Below are 20,471 nucleotides of genomic sequence, written 5' to 3' on the forward strand. Positions count from 1 at the left end.
CAGGCCATGATCCTCGTCGCCATGGGCGGTAATCTGCTACGCCGGAACGCCCATCCCTGATTTTCCAAACAGACTCTTAGGGCTTCAATGCGCCCCGGTATGTGTCCGCCGCACGCATGCGACGGACACATGCCAGTGAGGGCCTATTTCAGGGGGCAGTGCTCAGGCTCAAGTCAATAGGGCCAGGGCACATTGTAATAGCCATAGACCTGGCGGCCATAGGCGTCGTCATAGACCTGCTGCTGATCGGCGGAGTAGCGGGGCGCTTCCTTCAGAAAGTCCTTGTCGAGATCGATCACATAGCCGCTCTGATCGGGGTCATAGCGGAGCACGTCCCACGGCAATGGATAGTGATCCTGCCCCAGTCCGAACAGGCCACCAAAGGACAGCTCCGCATAGTCGACCTTGCCGCTCAGCTTGTCGACCATGAACCGGCTTATCGTGCCGAGTTTCTCGCCTTCGCGATTATAGACCGCGGTACCCTCGACCTTGTCGGATGCGATGGTGCGGCTTCCTTCCAGGGCTCTGAAATCAGTCATGTCGTCTCTCCTTCGGTCTGGGTGTCATGCAACCGGCGCGCCGTGCTGAAGTACTGCGCCCGCGAACGAACGTGTGGTTGGCGTCGGCAGGCCCTCTGTCCGGAACTCGGCAAGCAGGGTCTGCTTGCGCGTTGCCAGCGCGTCTGCGAGCGCATTCATATCGATTCCCGCGGCGCGCGCCTGGGCGAACATCCCGTCGCCTGGACGCTCCTCCTCCTTCACATGGTGCCGGATCTCTTCGCAGAGCACGGTCATCTTGGCGTCGCAAAAGGGATCGTCGACCCCTGCTTCAAGGAGTTCGGCGATCAGCACCTTGGCGCCATCATGCTCGACATAGGCTTCAGACAGGAGATCCCTGTCAATTCTTCCCTTAAGTACGGGGTAGAAGATTTCTTCCTCGATCGTCGCATGGATCATTAGTTCGGTGCAGATTTCCTGCACCAGCTCCTGTTTGCGGCGGTCGCTGCGCGCCTTGGTGAACTCGTCGAACAGGTGTTCCACCTTGCGGTGATCCTGTTTCAGAAGTGCAATCGCGTCGGGGTGCTTCGTGGCCATGTTTCTCTCCTTTCGGCTGGATGACCATTTGGTCGCCGGGTGTGGAGAGCTTCATTGCAGCGGCGTCATACTGCGCGGCGAATGCCTTCAGCCGTACTGCGACGATGGCATCATCGGATCGCGCAGCGGCGTCTCGACACTGCTCGGCGCGAAACCGCAGCCATGTCTGCTGGGTCCCTCGTGGCCGTAAATGCTCGATGGGATACGGCGAATGACCGGCGGGTGGCAGATGACGCAACACAACTCTCCTTCCCTGCGCTCGTCGTCAACAACTTCGGGGGGGTGGCGAAGTTTCGCGCATCAGCCGGAGATTCGTACTGATCGAGGTTAAGTCGCGCCGAACAGCATGGCATGCGCAACTGGTCCATCCGTCGCAAATGTCCGAATCTTCGATTTGCGATTTGGCATGATCTTCAATGACTTTGCTCACAAGGCCATAGGGCACACATAGCGTGCGGGATCAAAGGCGGGCGGTGAATCGTTCTTTTGATAACCGGCACGACAAGACCGGCCATGAAACAGAGCCATTGGGGCAGCATGAGGCTGCAATGAACGGGTCGCCCGATAACCGAGCCTATTATGCGCGCCGCGCGCGCGAAGAACGCCGGCTCGAGGAAACCAGCGCCGATATGTGCGCAAGGCATATCCATCGCCAACTCGCCGAGGAATATGAGCGCCGCGCCCGGCGGGACCGAGACGAGGCCGCCGGCTACGGCTTGCCGCCTGGCGAAACAGGCCGGGCACGTCTGAATACTCCGCCTGACCGGCGCGGCTTAGCATGCGGGAATGACTGCCATGTCTCTCAAGGAACCGATGATCCACGAAGACGCGTTGCCCGGCCATGAGAGCCGGCTCGAACCCAGTCCCGACTGGGAGCCGCGCTATGCGGGCAGACCGGCTCAAGGGCAAGGTGGCGGTCATCACCGGGGCGGACAGCGGAATCGGCCGTGCCGTCGCCGCGCTTTATGCGCGCGAGGGCGCGGACATCGCGATCCTTTACCTGTGCGAGCATGACGACGCCGCGAAAACCATGAAGATCGTCGAGCGCGAAGGGTGCCAGGCGATCACGATCGCGGGTGATATCGGCGATCGACAATTCTGCGCCGAGGCGGTCAGGCAGGTCGTCGGCCGCTTCGGACGCATCGACATCCTCGTCAACAATGCCGGGGAGCAACATCCTGACAAGGATATCCGCGACATCACCGAGGAGCAGCTGCGTCGGACCTTTCAGACCAACATCTTCGGAATGTTCTTCCTGACGCAGGCCGCGCGCCCGCATCTTCACAAGGGCGCCGCGATCATCAACTGCACCAGCGTGACAATGTACGAGGGCTCAGAGGAACTGCTCGACTATTCGAGCACCAAGGGTGCCATCACCGCGTTCACGCGCAGCCTGTCCGAAAATCTGGTTGGCGAGGGCATCCGCGTGAATGCCGTGGCGCCCGGACCGATCTGGACTCCGCTCAATCCCTGCGGCGGCGCGAGCCCGGAAAAGCTCGAACATTTTGGCGAAAAGACCCCGATGGGACGTGCGGGCCAGCCCAATAAGGTGGCGCCAAGCTTCCTTTTCCTTGCCTGCGAGGATGCGAGCTACATGTCAGGCCAGGTCCTGCACCCCAATGGCGGAACGATAGTCAACGGGTGAGATTTCGGGCCGATGGTGTTCCCACAGCACTCATCCTTCCGGCACCTTGTGACGAACGGTTTCGCGCAATGTCGGCGTTGTGTCCAATATATCCTCCAGAACTATCGCATCCGCGCCAGGGTTGTTCCACGCATGACGTGACGAACCCGGTGACTGGAGGGCGACAAGCGCGTGGTCAGGGACAATAGCCTTACGATCGGTGTTGCTGGGACTGTTCGCGGTGAGCGTGATTGGCTAGGCGCTGACCGGGTGGCATTTCAACAACGCCAAGTTGCATGAGCATCAGCCATCGACAATTGGCCTGACGCAGTTCATCAGCGACCCCCTGTTCCTTTCAAACGTGTTCGAGAAGTGGGAGAGCGAATTCCTGCAGATGTCTGCCTATGTCGTTCTGATCGCCGTGCTTTGCAGCGAGGATCGGCGAAAGCGCGCGATCTCGACGGACCGCTGCGCGACGCGGATCTTGCCGCGCAGGCGCGGCGTCCGGGTGCACCTGCCATCCTTCGCGCCGGCGCATTATGGCGATGGGCCTATGCGCGGTCGCTCGGCATCACGCTCTTTCCTTTTCTTCCTGCTATCCTTCTTTCTGCACTGGACCTACAGCACGGCCGATGCGGCCGCCGACGCAGTGCGGCACGGCGCCGAACCCCGGTCTGCCTATCTCTTGTCCTCCCGACCCTGGTTCGAATCATTTCAGAACTGGCAGAGCGAGTTGCTCTCGACCGCTGTGCTGGTCGTGCTTCAATCTATCTGAGGCAGCGCGAGTCCCCGGAATCCAAGCCGGTGGCCGCGCCGCACGCGCAGACCCGAGTCTGAGTTGACCGCGCGTAGCAAGAGTGCCGCTACACCAGGGCCGGCGCGAAGCGCACCGTCATCCGGAAGCGGCAGGCGTGGCGGCGGCCTCCGAGGCCTAGTCTCAGGCCTATCATTTTCCTGATCGAACGGCTTAGGAACGGCCGGCATCAGTCGACGGCTGATTTGCTTTCATCGGCTGCGGCGAAATACGCCAGATAATCGGCGTGAGCCTTCTTCAGGGATGGACGGTCGGTTAGTCGCTGAAGATTCTAATCTCGATCAATACGATTCCGGTCCGAGCGTCGGAACCCGCCCGTTTGCGTGTTGGTTTAACGCGATGGCGAGGCGCCCAAGCCTGGCAGCCTTTCCGGCATAGTCAGCCTCTGGCCGCGTCTCGCCACCGATAAGCGAGGAAGTGCATTTGAGGACGGAGGTGCCACAATGTCGTCGCAGGGTCATCGAGAGTATTTCTTGAAGCGGGCCCAAGAATGCAAGGAGATGGCACAAAGGTCCATCGATACGAGCGTACGAAAGCTCCATCTCAAATTTGCGAGGCATTACGCCGTCGCTGCGGACGCCGAAAACAGGTCCACTGGAGGCAGTGATGTTTCAACCCGATAGCGAGCCGAGCAGAGCGGCCCATTTCTATGCGGACCAGGCCCTGATCAATCTCAACATTGCGCGTGAAGCTTCGCTCGGCAACGTGCGCCAGCGACACGTCATCGCGGCGAAACGCTTCATGGCATTGGCGCGCATTGCCCTGGCCACGGACAGGCATCGCGGGTCGAAAAATAGGTGCGCGCAGGCAATCAGCACGGACGACCAGAGGGCCAGTTGAAATCTACACGGGACGTGGCGAAACCCACCGCCCTCTTTGCAGGTGTGGCCGTCACCGGAGCTGCTTTGCATCACCAATTGGGGTCCGCGTTGCCTGTGGTCCTAGAGCGCTGGGGCCTTGGCAACCTCGACCCTCCGGTCGCGTTGCCTTCAGGGCGAGGGGTAAGGAGATCCGACATGCCTCGTGGTGACAAGAGCAGCTACACCGACAAGCAGAAGCGCAAGGCCGAGCACATCGAGGAAGGCTATGAGAAGCGCGGTGTCTCTCAGAAAGAGGCGGAGCGCAGGGCCTGGGCGACGGTCAACAAGGAATCGGGCGGCGGCAACAAATCAGGCTCCGGTCGGGGCAAGAAGGAGAGTCACGAATCATCGCGGCGCGGAGGGCGCAAGGGCCGTGCCGCCGCCGCCCGCAGTGCCGCCGATCGATCCGCTGCGGCAAAGAAGGGGTGGGAAACGCGACGCAGGCGCGGCAACGCGTGACGGGACAGACAAGCGCATCGGCGTTGGTTGAGCAGATCGACTCCAAGGCGCTGGAGGAATTGGCCGCCAAGGTTCTCCGCGAGGCCTGTGCCCGTGAGTGGACGGTCGCTACCTGCGAGAGCTGTACCGGCGGACTTCTCGCATCGCTCCTCACGGATGTCGAAGGGCTGTCCCACGCCTTCGAGCGGGGCGTGGTGGCCTATACCGATCGCGCCAAGGCGGAACTTCTCGATGTGCCACCCGAGTTCATAGCCGACCATGGCGCAGTTTCATCCCCCATGGCCGAAGCAATGGCAAAGGGCATGCTGCTGCGTTCGCAGGCCGACCTGGCGGTCGCGGTGACCGGATTTGCGGGCCCTGCCGGGCCCGATGATGAACCAGGGCTCGTCTACGTAGCAGCCGCGGGGCCTCGCGCTACCAATATTCGCGAGCTTCACCTCGGCGATATAGGAAGGAGCGCGGTCCGAAATCGAGCCGCCTTCGACGCGCTCACCATGCTCTTGCACTTGCTCGACTGTCGCTAATACTCTCGCCGCGAGGCAAGCCCGTCTTTGACCTGCGCAAAAAGCAAAGCGGCTCCTCACCCCCCAAAACGACGGCGAGGTCCTCATGAACGAAGCGCCGGTTGCGGGAAGCGAAATTGGCGGACTTGACGGCAGACTTGGCGGGGTCCCCGGGCGAATCTGATTGTTGTTATGCAACAGGCAACTTCGCGCACGATCTAAGCTATGCTGACGCTCGCGACCGATTCCCAGAACCTGCAGTTGGCAGACCCCGCGCCGGGTCCGCCGCACCTTCCTCAAGCGGCCCAGCCAATCCGTCCTAATGCGTGCTCTCGCGCGAACATTACCTCCAAAATTTCCGGCAGAGATGCCTCTCACCCATTGGAAAATGGCCGACACATTTTGGAAATCGACCCTCACAAATTTGAGAGAAAAATGTCCAATCAGGACAAATATGTCCTCAATGGGTTGCAAATTCGGGTGACGTAGCCGATGGTCGGTGCGAGAAACGGGGGCCACATCATGATCTCAATCGCGCGACTGCAGCATGTCATCCTGATCACCACGGCATTGGCCCTGCTCGCCAGCCGGACCTTCGCCCAGCCCCCCGTCGAGGGGCCCACCCGGACGCCCGCAGCATCGCCCACTACCGCGGCCGCGCTCGAGGGGCTCGATGCCTATATCGAGAACGCCCGGCAGTCGTGGCAGATGCCCGGCCTCTCCGTCGCCATCGTCAAGGATGACAAGGTCGTCTATTCCAAGGGCTTTGGCGTCCGCGAGGAAGGCAAGCCAGGCAAGGTTGATGCCGATACGGTCTTCGCGATCGGATCCGCCACCAAGGCATTCACCGCAGCGGCGCTCGGCATGCTGGTCGATGAAAAGAAGATCGGCTGGGACGGCGCGGTGCACGATTATATGCCGTCGTTCGAGCTCCACGATCCGTATGTCACCCGCCAGGCGACGGTGCGCGACCTGCTGTCGCACCGCACCGGCGTCGTCACCAATGCCGGGCTCTGGTACGGATCGGGCTTCGATCGCAAGGAAATCATCCGGCGGCTGCGCTTCCAGACTGAGGCGCTCGGCTTCCGCAATCAGTTCCAGTATCAGAACGAGATGTTCATTGTCGCGGGCGAGGTGGTCTCCGAGGTCGCCGGCACCAGCTATGACCGGTTCATCGCCGACCGTATCTTCGAACCGCTCGGCATGCACCGCACCAATACCAGCATCACCGATCTCAAGGGACTGGCCAATGTCGCGACCCCGCACGCGCTGGTCGAGGGCAGGATAGTGCCAATCGATTATCGCTTGATCGATAATGTCGGCGGCGCCGGTGTGATCAATTCCAGCGCGCGCGACATGGCGCAGTGGGTGCGCCTGCAACTCGGCGGGGGTACGTTCGAGGGCAAGCAGCTGATCGCGCCCGCGACCCTGGCAGAGATGCATACCGGCCAGATCGTCCCGCGCGGCGGCTCCGGCGCGCCCTTCAAGTTCAGCGAATACGGCCTGGGCTGGGGCGTGCAGGAATATCGCGGACAGAAGGTTGTCCAGCATTCCGGCGGAATCGACGGGATGCAGAGCATCGTCGCGATGATGCCCGAAAAGAAGCTGGGCGTGGTCGTGCTGACCAACAGCATGCCATCCGCGCTGACCGTCGCCGTCGAACTGCGGGTGCTGGACGCCTTTCTCGGTGGCCCCGTGACCGATCACAGCGCCGTCCTGAAGAAGGCGCGCGACGACGCGGCCCGGATCGCACGCGAAAAGGCGGCGGCAACCCCGCCCCTGGCGACGGCGGCACCCACCAGGCTGCCGCTCGACCGCTATGCCGACACCTATTCGAGCGACCTGCTCGGCGACGTCACGATCACGCTGGCCGACGGCAAGCTGGCGCTCGCGCGCCCGGCGGCGTCGGCGGTGCTCGATCATGACCGCAACGACATGTTCAAGGCGCGGTGGAAGAGCCTGGGCCAGACGAGCATTATCGGCCAGACCCCGGTGGGTTTCACCTTCGCGCCGGACGGAAAGATCGCCACGCTGGAGCTCGGCGGCGACAAATTCAAACGCAAATAGGCGTGCGCGACCGGCTCCACCCTCCAAGAGGTCCCGGGCACGGTACACCATTAGCGGACAACAATCGTGCAGGTTAAGTCGTGCTTCGTGACCCGAATGTAGGTCCGCTTTGCGTTAGCAGAATCGACGCGCTCAACATCTGATTTGTCGGCGGATACGGACTTTATGAATTGACCGAATCTTCGACAATGATGCGCCCGTCCCACCGAAAGAAATGGCCTGCCTGCTTTATCGCATCTGCGTAGGCGGGTGTAAGGAACACGAAACCGATCGGACGACCAGTAGCGCCCGGGAGAGGCGCGGACCACCGGAGCGGTCGCAAAGGCTCCGCGCGGTGGTCCGCACCTGTAACAGTTAAAGCCAGCGGAGTTGGGCTCGCCGGCAATGGCAAAACAACCGTGCCGCGATGATTGGCATGAGAACCATAGGGACCGGCGCGCAATAAGAAGGCATGCAACGATTTCATGGTCAAAGCCATGCATGGCCGCCTACGCATGCTCGAACCGGGGTTGGCCGAGCCTTGACACAGTCTGGCTCATCCATCCTAGCACGGTGGATAGCGCCGCATCACCCGGCGAGCGCCAGCCCCTCCTCGACCTCGGCCGCGGTGAGCGTACTGAAGTCTCCGGGAATTGCGTGTTTCATGACGCAGGCGCGATGTGCGAAGCGCAGCGCACGCTCATCGTCCCACCGGCTCGCAAGTCCGAACAACAACGCTGCGGCAAAGGCATCGCCGCCGCCAACGCGGTCGACATAAGGCGTGATTGGACTCAGTGGGACATTGACGACATCGTCACGCGTGCTCAGTGACGCGCCCAGTCGCTCTCCTTCACCATCCCGCTCCCTCGTGGTCGCGGCGACCCAGTGCGTTGCCGGCAGCACCTCGAACAAGTGGCAAGCCGCAGCGGGCGTCGTGACAAGCTGATGCGCCCTGGTTCCGAGAACCAGCCGCGCATCCCAGTCGCTGGCGAAGACGAGCTTCGCCGATGAGGCGAATTCAAGCAGGAGAGCCGCCGCCAGGTCGTCTCGCCCTTGCCAGAGCAGGGGTCGGAAATTGCAGTCGAAGGAGATGAAGACGCCGAGCTGCCGCGCGACGATGACCGCCCTGCGCATCGCACGCACGGCCGCGTCGCCAAGCGCTGCCGTGATACCCGACAGGTGCAGCCATTCGGCCCCTGCAAGCGCGCGCTCCCAGTCGATCCCGTCGACACCATCTGCAAAGGCCGATCCCGAGCGATCGTAGAAAAAGCCACCCTCCCGACCGGCAAGCGGCGATTCGATGTAGAATGTCCCCATTCGCCCGGGTCGACGAATGCACGCCCCCGTATCGACGCCATGAAGCGCCAACGTGTCGAGTGCGCGGTCCCCAAGCGCGTTTTCGGGCAAGACGGTGGCCATCGCCGCAGGCAGGCCGAGTTTCGCCAGCGATATCGCGACATTGGCCTCTGCGCCTGCGACATGCACGCTCATCATCTGCGCGTCGCGCATCGCCTTTCCGTCGGCCGGCGCAAAGCGCAGCAGCATCTCGCCGAAACAGACGACCCGCGCGTCACCCATTCCCGACAAGCCCGTCACCAGGGCTTGTTGAGGCCGGTCCGGCGGCGGCGTTCCGCCCAGCTGTCGCCGGCCACCTGGCTCCGCCCCGCGGATACCGCGAAGGGCAGCGTCAGAACGAACAGCCAGACCGACGGGCTGGTGAGCAGCGCGCCAATCGCCTTGAGCGCATCACGCGGCGTGACCGTCACCCTGGTGGCAATGGTGCTCTCCGAGCTGCTCTCGATCACCAGGTTGCGCCCCGCACGGGCGATACGGCCGATCCCGAAATCGATATCGGCAAGCGAACTGACGACGCGCATCCCTTCTGTCTCCCCCGCTCGCTCAGCGCTTCAGCGTGCCGATGGCCTGAGCGGCCTTGACGCGACGCTCGTGCTGATTGGCCATGTCATCGACGGTCATGCCGGCAGGCGGCGTGAACTGGCCGCGGCCATAGAGGTCGCGGAACACTTCCTTCACCGGACCCATCTTGTCGGCAAGCGTGCGCGGCGGACGACCGCTCGGGAACTGGTTGGCCGGATAGATGGGGTTCTCATAGATCTGGCGGAAACCTTCGGTGCGCACATCGACCCAGGTGTTGTGGTTGCAGCGTGAGCGATGTTCGCGCAGCGACTCTATATCGACCGTGACGCCCAGCACCTGTTCCTGGGGATAGGGCGCATGACGCAGGACCATGCCCGTATAGTCGATGGCAAAGCTGCCACCCGGGCAGAATGCCTTGGGATAGAAATCATAGTCGACCGTGCCCCAGTTGGAGCCGAGCACATAGGCCATGTTGTCGTGCGCGCGCGTCCGGCGTGTGAACATCCAGAAATCCCAGGGCTGCGAAACGCCTTCGACTTCCTGGAGCGCAACCGGGTGGCAGATCACCTCGGCACCATTATAGCCGAGCGCGCGCGAAACCTCGGGCGTGCAGCCGTCATGGCAGGTCATCGTTCCGAGCTTGCCGATTTCGGTATCGACGACGGGGAACAGCGTCTTGATGTCCCCGCCAAAAGCCGCGCAATATTCGTCAAAGATATCGTGCGGGCTGGTTCCGAGACCAATCGAGGCCGGGATATGCCACTTGTGATATTTGAGCACGATTTCACCGGTCGGGCCGATGATGAAGGCGGTGTTGAACCAGCGATCGGGAAACTCGGGCAGCTTTTCGATAACGCCGCCACCCGCAATGTAGATTCCGTATTCGCGCGCCTTGTCGCCGAGCCGCTGCATCTCGGGACCGTCGAGCGTGATCGCCTTCTTCATGAAGCTGTCGATGCCGTGCTCGCCCTTGCCGGGGGTAGTCACGCCCTGCATGAAATATTCGGGAAAGACCGCGAGCTTTGCGGGTAGTTCCCAGAAATAGCCCACGCCGAAATCGATCATGTTGAGCGCACGATCGAGGTTCTTCGTGATGCCATCCCGGTCCTCGGCCACATGAACATGCGGCTGCATCACCAGCGCTGTATATTTGTCGATCTTCTTGGCAGCGGTCATCGCTTGGTCCTTTCCTGAAATTCTCACCAGAAATCGGCGGGTTCGATGCCCATGTCGTCGAGCATCACGCGCGCCGTGATTGTGCCTGCGGCCGAGATGCCCCCGCCGGGATGGCAGTGTGGCCCGGTCATGTAGAGATCGCGCACCGGAGACCGGTAATGCGCATAGCCGGGAAACGGCCGGAAGGGTCCGAGTTGCGCGGCGATGCGCTCGCCGCCATTTGTCGTCCCATCAACGAAGCTCGGGTTCGCCTCCTCGAGCGTGTGACGCTGCTGGACATACATGCCGAGAATCGTCTTCTCGTTGATGTTGGGCGCATATTGCTGGAGCTTGGGGATCAGTACGTTGCGCGCATAATCCTCGCCGATATCGGCCCAGGTCTGCCCGTCGGCCAGCCAGTTGGAGACATAGGTGTCGACGATCAGCGTGTGCTTGCCCTCAGGCGCGCGCGTGGGGTCGAGCTTGGTCCAGCAGGCCGACCAGAGAAAGGGGTCGCTGGGCGGCTTGCCCGTCGCGAGCTCGGCATAGAAGTTGATCATCTGCTCCATGGAATCGACGATCCGGTGGAAGGGGCAGGCGCTCATGTCGGTGCCGTTCAGGAACTTCGGTGCCTCGGAGAGCGCAAGCTGCGCGCGGCAGATGCTGATCTTGCCGAAGGAGAAGCTCTTCACCATCGATGTGAAGCCGGGATCGAGATGCTCCTCACCCACGAACTTGAGGAACGTTTGCTTCGGCTCGAGCGCTGAAACGACAGCGCGGCGGGCACGGATCACTTCGCCGCTTTCAAGCCGGACACCGACTGCGCGACCGTCCTCGATGACGAAGCCAGCGATCGGCGCTTCGCGCCGGACCGTTCCGCCCTTGGCTTCCACATAGCGCGCCATCGCGTTGGGCAGCTCCATGCTGCCGCCCTCGGGGATCGCCTGTCCGTAATAGTGGATGGCCGGGATCATGATGTAGAAGGACTGCCCCGCGCCTTCCTGGTCGGGCAGGATCTGTGGTGCGAGTGCCCAGTTGAGCATAACTGCCTTCACGAAATCATTCTCGAAATTCGTCTCCACCCAGGCGCGGGCGGACATCGAGAATTCGCGCAGGCGACGCAGGCCGGTTTCGCTGGTTTCGAGCGCACTCGCGAGCGCCGAGGGGGGCGAAGGCGGCGAGAAGAAGGCCTTGATGAAGCCCTCGCGCACCTGTTCGAAATCCGAATAAACCGCGCGGTAGCGGTCCGCGTCCTTCTGCGAATAGGCCGCGATCGACGCACAGGTCTTGTCGATCGACTTGTAGATGACGATGCCCGGGCCGCCACCGCTGTCGGGGTGACCGGTAATATGATCGGCGGGCTCGATATATTTGAGGCCCATCTGTTCGAGCTCGGGCCGGATCTCCTGGAAGTCCGGGTTGCACTGGATCCACACATGCGACGATCCGTAGAGATCGTGCTTGAAGCCGGGCAGCGTCACCTCGCGCGTCACCGCGCCGCCTCCGACCCATGGGTTGCGCTCGACGACGCAGACCGAAAGCCCCTTGCGCACGAGCGTCGCGGCGCAGGCAAGCCCGTTTACGCCGCCACCTGCGACCACAATATCGAAATCAGCCATTGAACCACGCCTCGATGTGCTTCGGCACGTTGCCGGAATTTGGATCGAAGCTAGAGGCTGCAGGGTGATGTGAGAAATTAGCGTCGCTCAGGTATCGGATTAGCTTTTTTGTGATCCGGGATTTGCACCGCCGCCCTATGATCCACGGCAATGACAATTGGAGTGAGGTTTGCCGCGATGCGTACGGTCCTGATCAGCGGTGCATCGCGGGGCCTGGGGGCTGCCCTCGCTGAAGCCTTTTCCGAGGACGGCGACCAGGTCTTTGCAGGCGAGCGCAACCCGTCCGGTCCCTCTCAAATGCCGCTCAACGTCCGCTCGCTCGCGAGTGTCGACGACGCGGTCCGCACCGTTGTGCGCAGCGCAGGCGGGATCGATATCCTCATCAACAATGCCGGGACGCATCTCGCAGGGCCCCTTGCTTCACTCGACCAGGATCGTTTCAAGGAAACGCTTGACGTCAACCTGCTCGGCGCGTGGCGGTTAACAAAGGCAGCACTTCCCCATATGCGGTCTGGCGGAACGATCGCCATGATCTCCTCGCTCTCCGGTCTCGTCGGTCTGCCCGAGGACGGCGCCTATGCGGCGAGCAAGTTCGCGCTCGAGGGCATGAGCCAGAGCCTCGCGGCCGAAGTCGCGCCGCTTGGCATCCGCGTGCTGATCTTCGAGCCCGGGCGCATCGCGACGGGTTTTGCGGGCGCGAATGACGGCGCCGATCCGGCCGCTGTCGCGCGGCAGATCGTATCGATCATCGACGATGAGAATGCGCCCTTCCGCAATCCGCTGTGCGAAACAGGGCGCACGCTGTTCGAGACCGTCGGCATCGACAATGGTGCGCGCACCGAAGACCTCGTCAGGCAGGTCACCGGCAAGGACTGGCGATGGCAGGGGCATTGCTGAGCCGAATTCAATGGGCCGGTGGCTCGACTGAGGGGAATGGAAATCGATGATCGCGCCCGACAATTTTGCAGCGCTGCTGGCCATCGTGTTCGGCCTCGCCTGGCTCGGCTTCTGGAGCGAACGCAATCGCATCGCGCGCAAGCTGCCAGGGGTCGTGTGGATCCTTGCCGGCGCGGCGCTGCTCTCCAACCTCAGGGTCATTCCGCACAACTCGCCCCTTTATGATTTCATCGGCGGCTATGTGATGCCGATCGCCATTCCGCTGCTTCTCTACAAGGCGACGTTCGCGAAGATCCTGGGCGAAAGCGGACGCGTCCTCCCGCTGTTCTTCATCGGCGCGGTCGGGGTCTGCGCGGGCGCCATCATCGGGTGCCAGCTGCTCGATCTCGGGCAATTCGGACCGCATATCGCCGCGACCTATGCGGCGGCGTGGATTGGCGGGATGACCGACATGGTCGCGATGGCCGAGATCACGAACCTTCCTGCCGACACATTCGCAGTGGCCGTGAGCGCAAGCGCGCCCGTGAGCGTGATCGGGCTGATGATCCTCGTATCATTGCCCAACATGGCCTTTGTCCGCAGACGGATCCCGTCACCGATCATCGATGCCCAATCGGGCGATACCCAGGCCACCGATGACGGCGTCGTGGCACAACTCAACCTAGCGCATATGGCGGGTGCGCTCGCCCTGAGCGCGGCGATCTGCTGGGCCGGGAACTGGCTGGCCGCGACCGCGGGCCACCATAATTACGGCCTGTTCGTCATCACGTTGATCACGGTGCTCATTGCAAACGTCTTTCCCGGTCCGATGCGCGCGCTGAAAGGCGATTTCGAACTGGGCATGTTCGCAATGTACCTGTTCTTCGCGGTGATCGGTGCGGGAACCGATGTGACGGCGTTCCTTACCTCGGCGCCCGTCTACTTCGTCTTCGGACTGATCATCATCCTCGTCCATATCGCGATCGTGCTGCTCGCGACCCGGCTGCTGAAATCCGATCTGGCCGAGGGGATTATCGGCTCTGGCGCAAACATCGTCGGTGCCGCTGCCGCCGCCGGCATCGCGACCTCGAAGGAGTGGAAATCGCTTGTCACGCCGGCGATCGCCACAGGCATGCTGGGCAAGGCCATCGCCAATTTCTTCGGGGTGGCGGTATTCCGGCTTCTCTCCTGAGACGCTGGCCCTCCCGCCCCTGCGCTGCCAATGGCCAGCCCAGCTAGGTCGTGGCACCGGCGCTCCTCCTCGCTCGCCACGCCCGTGACCGGTTCCGCTGGGATCGTCCTTGCGCGTCACAAGGTCCGGCCCTGCTCTTGACCATGTTCCATTCGTGACCGGCCACAATCGCCGGTGACGCGTTCGATTGCGCGCATCGTCAGCGTCGTCACGAGCCAGCCAATGCGGGGCCTTGGATGCCCGGAGGCGTTCAGGCGCGCGCCGGATTAGCGCTGCTCATAGCTGATGTGAGGAGCATTTGATTGTGGCGCTCAATGGGGTCTCGCTAGGCTCCACGGACCAAGCAGATGCGCGACCCGGCCAAGGGGCCGCCGTCCGATGCCGAAAGTGGATCCGAAATGAAGCGTCATGCCAGATTGCTGCTGGACGCCGCACTGCTGCGGGCATCGATCCCGGCGTTTGCCGAGCTCAAAGCGCCTGGCGGCGTACGCCTCATGACTTCTCGCGACATGGACAACGACCAGATTGGCTCCGTCCATGCGGGTCAGACCCGGATCGCGGAAGCGATCGGCTCAACTGCGCTACACTCTGCGAAAGACCGTGCGGTTGACCGGGCGGGGTTCGAACGCTCCGTCCATTCCATCCCTGCCCTGCAGTCGCCGCTTGCTCCCGCTCTCTCGGCAGCAGCGCAGTGACATCGTCGCCCTGCCATCGCGGAATTTTCATATCCGGTGGTTCTGCCGGCGGCACAATGCGCGTCGCGCTCAAGGACACGATCGACGTCGCGGGTGAAGTCACCACCGCCGCATGCCGTGCGCTGGCGGGACGGCCAGCGGCCGAACGCGATGCCGAGATTGTCTCGCGGCTCCGCAATGCCGGATGCACCATCACCGGCCGCACCAACATGCACGAACTCGCTTTCGGCGTGACCGGTCTCAACGTCTGGACGGGCACGCCCGTCAATCCCTTCTATCCCGCGCTCGCACCGGGTGGCTCTTCCAGCGGTTCGGCAGCCGCGATCGCCGCCGGCCTTGCCGACTTCGCCATCGGAACCGACACGGGCGGTTCGATCCGCGTGCCGGCCGCCTGCTGCGGCATTGTCGGCCTGAAACCCACATTCGGGCGTGTCAGCCGCGCTGGCGTCATTCCCGCGCGGAGCTCGCTCGATTGCGTCGGTGCTTTCGCGCGCGACGTGGCAGGGCTCCAGCAGGCCATGGCCATAATCGCGCCCGAATGGGCAGAGGCCCCGGCCTCATTCTCCGCGCGCATCGGCTTTATCGGCACGTCCGCAGATTCCGACATTGTTCGCGGTACACGCCAGGCCATCGAGAGTGGCTTTGCAACGACCGATGTCTGGCTTGAGGAACTGGAACTTGCGCAGCGCGCGGGCCTCAGCATCATCGGCCGCGAATGCTGGGAGGCCTTTGGCGCCCTGACCGGATCCGGGCTGGTCGGCCGCGACGTCCATGATCGCCTGCTTGCAGCATCGAGGATCACCGATGATGAACTGGTCGAGGCCGAGGCCGTCCGCGCGCGCTTCACGGCCGCTGTCGATGCGCTCCTGCAGCAATTTGACGCCCTTGTGCTGCCGACCCTGCCCTGTCGGCCGCCGTCACTGCTCGCCGCGGCTGACCTGATGGCGGCCATCCCGATTACCGCCCATTGTCGCCCGTTCAACCTGTCGGGCCACCCGGCCATCGCGCTGCCAGTTGGCGAGACCGACGGTTTCCCACTCTCGCTCCAGCTCGTCGGGCGCAAGGGCGAAGACGAAGCGCTGTGCGCTCTGGCGCGGCGCGTGCCGCTGTTTATCAAAGGAGAAACGCAGTGACTGCGACCCAGATCACCGGGCTTGCCAGCCCTGCCCTTCAGCCGATGCTCGACGATATCCGTCAGCGCCGCAAGGACCTCCACGCGCTCGGTCATATTCCGCAGGACATTGTCGCAAGATTCCAGGAAATCGGACTGTACCGCGCCTTCGTGCCCACGCAGTTCGGTGGCGGTGACATGTCGCCTGCCGAGTTTCTCCGCATCATCGAGATCATCTCGGCTGCCGATGGCTCTGCGGGCTGGGTGGCGAGCTTCGGCTTTGCGAGCAAATATCTCTCCTCGCTGCCGGCCGCGACCCTGGCGGAACTGTACCGCGAGAGCCCCGATGTCGTCTTCGCAGGCGCCGTCTTTCCGCCGCAGGCCGCAATTGCCGAACCGGGCGGCTACCGCGTCAAGGGTCGCTGGGGCTTCGGTTCGGGTTGCATGGGGGCTTCGCTTATCGGTGTCGGCATCAAGATCGAAGGCGAAAACGGGAGCCTGCCGCGCATGGCCGTGATGCCGCGCGACCAGGTCATGATCGAGGAAAACTGGGATACGATCGGCATGTTCGCGACGGGCAGCCACGACCTGGTCGTCGACGACGTCCTTGTGCCCGAGGAGTATATACTCATCCGCGGCGCGGCACCCTCGATCGATACCGCCGCCTATCGCTATCCGACAATGGCCATGGCCACGCAGGTACTGGCGATCGTCGGTGCAGGTGTCGCCCGCGAGGCGATCGACGAGGTGGTGAGGCTCGCCACGCGCAAGACCTCGATCACCGGGGCACCCTCTATGGCGGACCGGCCGGGCTGCCAGATCGCGCTTGCACAGATGGAGGCGCGGCTGTGCGCCGCGCGCGCTTGGTTCTACGAGGAAACGGAAGCCATGTGGAGCCGGGTCTGCGAAGGGCGCGAAGTCACGCCCGCCGATATCGCCAGGCTGCGCATCGCGTCGACCCATATCGCCAAGACCGGGGCCGATGTGACGCGCCGCGCCTTCGAAATGGCCGGCACGACGGGCATCTTCAACAGCCATCCGCTTTCGCGCCTGCTGCTCGACGCGCTCGTCGTGGCCCAGCACGCCTTCATGAATGACGCCACCTGGCAATCCGGCGGCGCCGTGCTGCTCGGGAAGACCCCGCCGCCTGGATATCTCTGATCTGCAATCGAAGGATCTGAACGATGAATGCAACCCCCAAGAAGATCCGCACCCTGATCTGCGGCGCGGTACTGCAGGGATTTTTCGACCTGCCGTCCGAGGATATTCCCATGGTGCTCAAGGCCACCGGCCGGACGATACGCGCGATCCGCGAAATGCCGGGCGTCGAGGTGCTCGGGACACTCGACGACGATGAGACGATGGTCGGCACATCCCCCAATGGCTGGCCCTGGACCTTCTATATTCTCGCCGATGTCCCCGACCGCGAGACCGCGGTCGCGATCTGCGGCCTGTTTCGCACCACCGAGGTGGGCGAGCATCGCCTCTGGAAATATATGCGCGTCGAAGCAAGGCTCGGACGCGAGCTGGTCATGCCCGAATGAGCGAGGCGGCGATCCTTGCGCGTATCGAGCGGCTGGAGGCGGAAAGCGCAATCCGGCACCTCGTCGCGCACTATTTCCGGATCTGCGACCGGCTGGGTCCGGATACAGAGTTCGAGACGCTCGGCGATCTGTTCACCGCCGATGCCCGCTGGGAAGGCAAGGGCCGATATGCCGAGGCGTTCGGCAGCCATGACGGCCGCGCAGCGATCGTCGCGATGATCCGCAGCTACTGCCTGCCGCAGCCACATTTCGCGATGACGGCGCATTTCTTTTCGGCCGAGGACATCACCGTCTGGGGCGAGACCGCGACGGGCAACTGGATGATGCTCCAGACTTCGACTTATCGCGAAGGCCATGCCGACCTGCGCAGCGCGTCCCTTTCGATGTCCTTCGCGCGCGAAGGCGAGCGCTGGCGCATCCGGCATTTTCGCACCGAGAACATCTTTTCGCGCCGTGTCGATCGCTGGAGCGACACACAGGCCATACCCGTTCCCAATGGACATCATCCGGAGCCGATCGATGAAACCAACCGCCTTTAGCGACCTGGTCCTGCCGGACCGCGTCCATACGTCGCTCTACCGCGACCCAGCCCTCTTCGAGGAGGAGATGGACAGGATATTCAACCGCACCTGGGTATGGGTCGCGCATCAAAGCGACATTCCAAACCCGGGCGATTTCGTGACGACGCATGTCGGCCGGCAGCCCGTGATCGTGAACCGCGACAAGAAGGGCGTGGTGCACGTGATGGTCAATCGCTGCCGTCACCGCGCAGCCACGGTCTGCGAGGCGCAAAAGGGTAATGCTGCAGGTTTTGTCTGCCCCTATCATGCCTGGACCTATGGACAGGACGGCAGCCTGCGCGGCGTGCCGCTGCCCAAGGGGTACAAGGATTTCGACAAGAGCGAATACGGCCTGATCAATCTTCGCGTGGAGCAATATAATGGCCTGATCTTCGCCACCTTCAACGCCGACATCGAGCCCCTGGACAGCTTCCTGGGACGCGCAAAGCCGTGGATCGACCTGTTCATGAAACAGGGCGGAGGCTTTCCCGTAAAGACGATGGGCGAACACCGCTTCACCTTCCCCGGCAACTGGAAGATCCAGCTGGAGAACACGACCGATGCCTATCACTTCCCGGTCGTTCACAAGAGCTTCCTGACCTCGCTCGACGATGCGACCGAGGACCTCTTCTCGTTCATGAACGCGGGAGGATATGTCGAGGATCTCGGCAACGGCCACAGCGTCATGGTTATGATACCCGAGCTCGTGGACCTCGAGGAGAATCTCGACGCAGATATTCCGGAACGCTTCGCCGCGATCGCCGAGACGTTGCGACAGGATTATCCCGAGGACCAGGTTCGCCGCATTGTCCGCGCGATCGGCGGTTCGGGCTTCAACCTGAACCTCTTTCCCAACCTTGCATGCTCGATGGCCTTTTTCCGCGTGTTGAGGCCGGTCGCGGTCGACAGGACCGAGATCCGGCACATCGCCATCGGCATGGATGGTGGCCCCGAGATCGCCAACCAGGCGCGGCTGCGCCTGCACGAACATTTCCAGGGACCCATGGGTTTCGGCACGCCCGACGATGCTGAGGCATGGGAGCGCGTGCAGCGCGGTTCGGCGGGCATGGCGGACCCGTCCTGGGTCATGGTCAACCGCGGCGAGGACAAGACTGCGACGAGTGCCGGGGACGTGACGGCCGAGACCGGCATGCGTGCCGCCTACCAGATGTGGAAGAGGATGATGTCGGCATGACGACGACGCTCGCGCCCGTTTCGCTCGAGGAAGCGATCGCCCTTGTATCGCTTGAGGCCGATTGCCTCGATCATCGCGATTACTCGACCTGGCTGACGCTCTGGGCCGATGAGGGTAAATATGTCATTCCGATCGATCCCGAGGCGACTGACTATGCCGACCGGCTCAACTATGCCTATGACGACGCAGCGATGCGCCGGATGCGCGTGGCGCGCCTGACAAGTGGCGAATCCATGTCGGCCAGGGACGCTGCAACCACGGTGCGCAGCATCTCGCGCTTTCGGGTCCTACCCGATGCGGCAGATGGTACCTTCCGCCTGCGCTGCGCCCAGCATCTCGTCGAATATAAACGGGACGTGCATCGCTCCTATGTCGCCAACGTGACCTTCACCCTCCAGCAGACCGAGGTTGGTCCCAGGATCCTCGAAAAGGTGGTGCGCCTGATCAATTCCACCGGCGCGCTGGCTGGCATGAGCTTCCTCCTGTGACTGTGCCGGCGCATCACGATGTCGCGCTTGTCACGGGGGCAGCCGGCGGCCTGGGTGCGGTGATTTCACGAAGGCTCGCGCGCGAAGGCTTCCGCGTGATCCTGAGCGACATCGATGCGGATGCCCTGGCGCATGTGACCGAGAGCATCGATGGCGAGGTCATGGCGCTCCCGCTCGATGTCCGCGATCCCACAAGCTTCGAGCAGGCGATCGAGGCGGCGACGGCGCGTTGGGGCGGGCTGGGCGTCCTCGTCAACAACGCGGCGCTCACCCGCACGACACCGCTTTTCGAGATCGGCCCGGACGAATTCGATGCGGTCATCTCAATCGCGCTCAAGGGGACCTTTATCGGGTGCCAGGTGGCGGGACGCCATATGCGAGCACATGGCTATGGCCGTATCGTGAATATCGCATCGCTGGCCGGCCAGAATGGTGGCGCCGCGACCGGCGCGCATTATGCGGCCGCGAAGGGCGGAATTCTGACGCTCACAAAGGTATTTGCGCGCGAGCTCGCTGGTTGCGGCGTGACGGTGAACGCCGTTTCGCCCGGGCCACTCGATCTCGATTCGGTGCGCGCCTTGCTGCCCCCCGATCGCCTCGCGGCCGTTGTCGGCACGATCCCCGCCGGCAGGCTCGGCGAGCCCGACTATGTCGCTCGCCTCGTGGCACTGCTCGCCGCCCCTGAAGCCAGTTCGGTCATTGGTGCGACGATGGACGTCAATGGCGGGCTCTATCTGCGCTGAAGTCTGATGGGTCGG

20 protein-coding genes and 2 pseudogenes are annotated in these 20,471 nt (G+C 62.9%); 16 read left to right on the forward strand and 6 right to left on the reverse strand.

The window, feature by feature from the left end:
* Positions 1–173 precede the first annotated feature (173 nt).
* Complete coding sequence (locus MKI88_RS14890; protein WP_241632183.1) at positions 174–539, reverse strand: PRC-barrel domain-containing protein; 366 nt, start codon at positions 537–539, stop codon at positions 174–176.
* A gap of 24 nt (positions 540–563) precedes the next feature.
* On the reverse strand, positions 564–1,094 hold the full coding sequence (locus tag MKI88_RS14895) for a hemerythrin domain-containing protein (RefSeq protein ID WP_241632184.1): 531 nt from the start codon (positions 1,092–1,094) through the stop codon (positions 564–566).
* A gap of 795 nt (positions 1,095–1,889) precedes the next feature.
* Here MKI88_RS14895 and MKI88_RS14900 point away from each other — a divergent pair.
* The 6 genes and pseudogenes from MKI88_RS14900 to MKI88_RS14925 all read left to right on the forward strand — a co-directional run bounded on the left by MKI88_RS14900 (position 1,890) and on the right by MKI88_RS14925 (position 7,421).
* A pseudogene (locus tag MKI88_RS14900) lies at positions 1,890–2,739 on the forward strand (SDR family oxidoreductase).
* 271 nt (positions 2,740–3,010) lie between these two features.
* Positions 3,011–3,555 (forward strand): annotated as a pseudogene (locus MKI88_RS14905) (DUF6766 family protein).
* A 583-nt stretch (positions 3,556–4,138) separates the two neighbouring features.
* Complete coding sequence (locus MKI88_RS14910) at positions 4,139–4,372, forward strand: hypothetical protein (RefSeq protein ID WP_241632186.1); 234 nt, start codon at positions 4,139–4,141, stop codon at positions 4,370–4,372.
* Positions 4,373–4,548: 176 nt separating this feature from the next.
* Complete coding sequence (locus MKI88_RS14915; RefSeq protein ID WP_241632187.1) at positions 4,549–4,851, forward strand: plasmid stabilization protein; 303 nt, start codon at positions 4,549–4,551, stop codon at positions 4,849–4,851.
* On the forward strand, positions 4,848–5,375 hold the full coding sequence (locus MKI88_RS14920) for a CinA family protein (protein ID WP_241632188.1): 528 nt from the start codon (positions 4,848–4,850) through the stop codon (positions 5,373–5,375). The genes MKI88_RS14915 and MKI88_RS14920 overlap by 4 nt, the downstream gene beginning before the upstream one ends.
* A gap of 501 nt (positions 5,376–5,876) precedes the next feature.
* Positions 5,877–7,421, forward strand: coding sequence for a serine hydrolase (locus tag MKI88_RS14925; protein WP_241632189.1), 1,545 nt, complete (start codon positions 5,877–5,879; stop codon positions 7,419–7,421).
* Positions 7,422–7,988: 567 nt separating this feature from the next.
* Here MKI88_RS14925 and MKI88_RS14930 read toward each other — a convergent pair.
* Genes MKI88_RS14930 through MKI88_RS14945 form a run of 4 tightly spaced genes read right to left on the reverse strand, consistent with a single transcriptional unit; the run spans position 7,989 to position 12,052 of the window.
* On the reverse strand, positions 7,989–8,978 hold the full coding sequence (locus MKI88_RS14930) for a sugar kinase (RefSeq protein WP_241632190.1): 990 nt from the start codon (positions 8,976–8,978) through the stop codon (positions 7,989–7,991).
* Between the two features lie 14 nt (positions 8,979–8,992).
* A complete protein-coding gene (locus MKI88_RS14935) occupies positions 8,993–9,277 on the reverse strand; it encodes a hypothetical protein (protein ID WP_241632191.1) in 285 nt (94 codons plus the stop codon).
* A 22-nt stretch (positions 9,278–9,299) separates the two neighbouring features.
* Positions 9,300–10,454, reverse strand: a complete 1,155-nt coding sequence (locus tag MKI88_RS14940) for a nitrilase-related carbon-nitrogen hydrolase (RefSeq protein ID WP_241632192.1) — start codon at positions 10,452–10,454, stop codon at positions 9,300–9,302.
* Positions 10,455–10,477: 23 nt separating this feature from the next.
* Positions 10,478–12,052, reverse strand: coding sequence for an NAD(P)/FAD-dependent oxidoreductase (locus tag MKI88_RS14945; protein ID WP_241632193.1), 1,575 nt, complete (start codon positions 12,050–12,052; stop codon positions 10,478–10,480).
* 177 nt (positions 12,053–12,229) lie between these two features.
* Between MKI88_RS14945 and MKI88_RS14950 the strand changes: the two genes are divergently transcribed.
* The 10 genes from MKI88_RS14950 to MKI88_RS14995 all read left to right on the forward strand — a co-directional run bounded on the left by MKI88_RS14950 (position 12,230) and on the right by MKI88_RS14995 (position 20,456).
* Positions 12,230–12,949 (forward strand): SDR family NAD(P)-dependent oxidoreductase, encoded by a 720-nt coding sequence (locus tag MKI88_RS14950; protein WP_241632194.1) that lies wholly within the window; start codon positions 12,230–12,232, stop codon positions 12,947–12,949.
* A 46-nt stretch (positions 12,950–12,995) separates the two neighbouring features.
* Positions 12,996–14,120 (forward strand): DUF819 domain-containing protein, encoded by a 1,125-nt coding sequence (locus MKI88_RS14955; protein ID WP_241632195.1) that lies wholly within the window; start codon positions 12,996–12,998, stop codon positions 14,118–14,120.
* A gap of 347 nt (positions 14,121–14,467) precedes the next feature.
* On the forward strand, positions 14,468–14,815 hold the full coding sequence (locus MKI88_RS14960) for a hypothetical protein (protein ID WP_241632196.1): 348 nt from the start codon (positions 14,468–14,470) through the stop codon (positions 14,813–14,815).
* Between the two features lie 56 nt (positions 14,816–14,871).
* Positions 14,872–15,948 carry an amidase gene (locus MKI88_RS14965; protein ID WP_241632197.1) on the forward strand — a complete coding sequence of 359 codons (1,077 nt, stop codon included), beginning with the start codon at positions 14,872–14,874 and terminating at the stop codon, positions 15,946–15,948.
* On the forward strand, positions 15,945–17,087 hold the full coding sequence (locus MKI88_RS14970; RefSeq protein ID WP_241632198.1) for an acyl-CoA dehydrogenase family protein: 1,143 nt from the start codon (positions 15,945–15,947) through the stop codon (positions 17,085–17,087). The genes MKI88_RS14965 and MKI88_RS14970 overlap by 4 nt, the downstream gene beginning before the upstream one ends.
* A gap of 23 nt (positions 17,088–17,110) precedes the next feature.
* Positions 17,111–17,470, forward strand: a complete 360-nt coding sequence (locus MKI88_RS14975) for a hypothetical protein (RefSeq protein ID WP_241632199.1) — start codon at positions 17,111–17,113, stop codon at positions 17,468–17,470.
* The gene (locus MKI88_RS14980) at positions 17,467–18,009 is read left to right on the forward strand and encodes a nuclear transport factor 2 family protein (protein ID WP_241632200.1); all 543 of its coding nucleotides are present in this window, start codon (positions 17,467–17,469) and stop codon (positions 18,007–18,009) included. Before MKI88_RS14975 ends, MKI88_RS14980 begins: the two co-directional genes overlap by 4 nt.
* A complete protein-coding gene (locus MKI88_RS14985; protein WP_241632201.1) occupies positions 17,990–19,225 on the forward strand; it encodes a Rieske 2Fe-2S domain-containing protein in 1,236 nt (411 codons plus the stop codon). The genes MKI88_RS14980 and MKI88_RS14985 overlap by 20 nt, the downstream gene beginning before the upstream one ends.
* On the forward strand, positions 19,222–19,713 hold the full coding sequence (locus MKI88_RS14990) for an aromatic-ring-hydroxylating dioxygenase subunit beta (RefSeq protein WP_241632202.1): 492 nt from the start codon (positions 19,222–19,224) through the stop codon (positions 19,711–19,713). Before MKI88_RS14985 ends, MKI88_RS14990 begins: the two co-directional genes overlap by 4 nt.
* A complete protein-coding gene (locus tag MKI88_RS14995) occupies positions 19,710–20,456 on the forward strand; it encodes an SDR family NAD(P)-dependent oxidoreductase (RefSeq protein WP_241632203.1) in 747 nt (248 codons plus the stop codon). Before MKI88_RS14990 ends, MKI88_RS14995 begins: the two co-directional genes overlap by 4 nt.
* The last annotated feature ends 15 nt before the right edge of the window (positions 20,457–20,471 follow it).

It is taken from the genome of Sphingomonas sp. LaA6.9 (assembly GCF_022601895.1).
Lineage (GTDB): Bacteria > Pseudomonadota > Alphaproteobacteria > Sphingomonadales > Sphingomonadaceae > Sphingobium_A.